This window comes from Eubacterium sp. (assembly GCF_057858645.1).
In genome coordinates this window covers 1-1,594 of record NZ_DBLZZO010000059.1, presented here as the reverse complement: position 1 = coordinate 1,594, position 1,594 = coordinate 1, and the positions used below count along the sequence as shown (strand labels likewise).

General features: G+C 29.7%; 1 protein-coding gene and 1 tRNA gene. Both read left to right on the top strand.

Going from position 1 to position 1,594, the window contains the following annotated elements; all coding sequences use genetic code 11:
- The first annotated feature begins 195 nt into the window (after positions 1-195).
- Positions 196-283: transfer RNA gene (locus tag ACZM4J_RS12235), tRNA-Ser, on the top strand.
- Positions 284-368: 85 nt separating this feature from the next.
- Positions 369-1,202, top strand: a complete 834-nt coding sequence (locus tag ACZM4J_RS12230) for a sugar phosphate isomerase/epimerase family protein (RefSeq protein WP_022164549.1) — start codon at positions 369-371, stop codon at positions 1,200-1,202.
- Positions 1,203-1,594: the final 392 nt, after the last annotated feature.

Here is a 1,594-nt window from a genome sequence, read left to right as displayed (position 1 = left end):
AGAGAAACCCGACAGGGTTTATTTGGCATACAAAAAAGTAGATAATAATCGTATAGAAAAAGAGAAAAGGAAAGTTGCCAACGATTACTTGACACAAACAAAAGAAAAATATTGTTTGACAAATAAAAACACCTATATTATAATAACAAATGCACTGCGAAGTGCGTAATTAAATACTGATAAATAATCAGGCAAGGAGAAGTACTCAAGTGGCTGAAGAGGCGCCCCTGCTAAGGGTGTAGGTCGTTTGCGCGGCGCGAGGGTTCAAATCCCTCCTTCTCCGTCTAAAGCTCAGACAGTTTTGTCTGAGCTTTTTACATATAATAAAATTTATAAATATAAAAAATGATATTTGTTTAGGAGAAAAAATGAAAAAAATTTTATGCTCTACAGGAGCATTAATAGGAATGCCTAATAATCGTGATTTTTCATTAATAAAAAAATGTGTGCCAAACATAAATAGTGATGGATTTGAATTTATGATGTATAGCACATGGTATGACAAGGTTCCTAATTTATTGAAAGAATTAAAGAAATGTGAAACTGAATTTCCAGTCATGCACTGCGAAAAGCACATAGGCGAAGATTTAGGAAAAAATGCAGACGGTAATTTTTATACAGCCAAAGAAAAATTCAAAGTAAATTGTGAAATTGCAAATGAAATCGGTGCAAAAAGAATGGTAATGCATCTATGGGATGGAGTATATTCAGATACTACAATAGAAAATAACATAAAAGGCTATGGAGAATTAATAAAAATAGCTGAAGAAAATGAAATAGATTTATATATAGAAAATGTAGTTTGCAATCACCATGATCCATTAAGTAATTGGAAGAGACTACTTAATGAATATCCTGATGCAAAATTAATATTTGATACGAAAATGGCAGCTTTCCATAATCAAATGGAAGCCATATATGAAAATCAAAATAAAAAATTATGGGAAAACAACATAAAGCATTTACATATAAATGATTATAATGGCGGTTATATGGAGTGGAGTAAACTTAAAACATTACCTGTAGGTGAGGGCATTGTGAACTTTAACAAATTTTTTGATTTCATAAACAATATTGGATACAAAGGAGACTATACAATAGAATCTACAGCATTCCAAAAAGATGGCTCGATAGATTTTGATATGTTAAACCGAAACATATCAAAAGTAAGAAGTTATATAAAGAATAAAAAAGATATTTGATAAATGTTTTGTAAATATAAAACTAATAATAGAAGATAAATTGATAATGAATAAAAAATTAAGAAGATTAAAACAGTTAAAAATTTAAAAGCACACTAATACAAGCTAAAGAGTTACTAAACAGGCATTGAATAGAGCCTGAACAGAGATAAATTAAAAAAAATGAAAAAAAATGAAAAAAGTTGTTGACAGGTGTATCCAAAGATGGTAGTATATCTCATGCACTCGCAAAGAGTGGGTGCCAAACAACTTAAACCTGTTAGTCGACAGAAAAAACTTTTTTTGAAAAAGATAAAAAAGTTGTTGACAAACATAAATAAGTATGTTAAATTAATATGGCTGTTGAAAAACAGCAAACAAGAACATTGATAATTGAACAGCAACCATCCCTG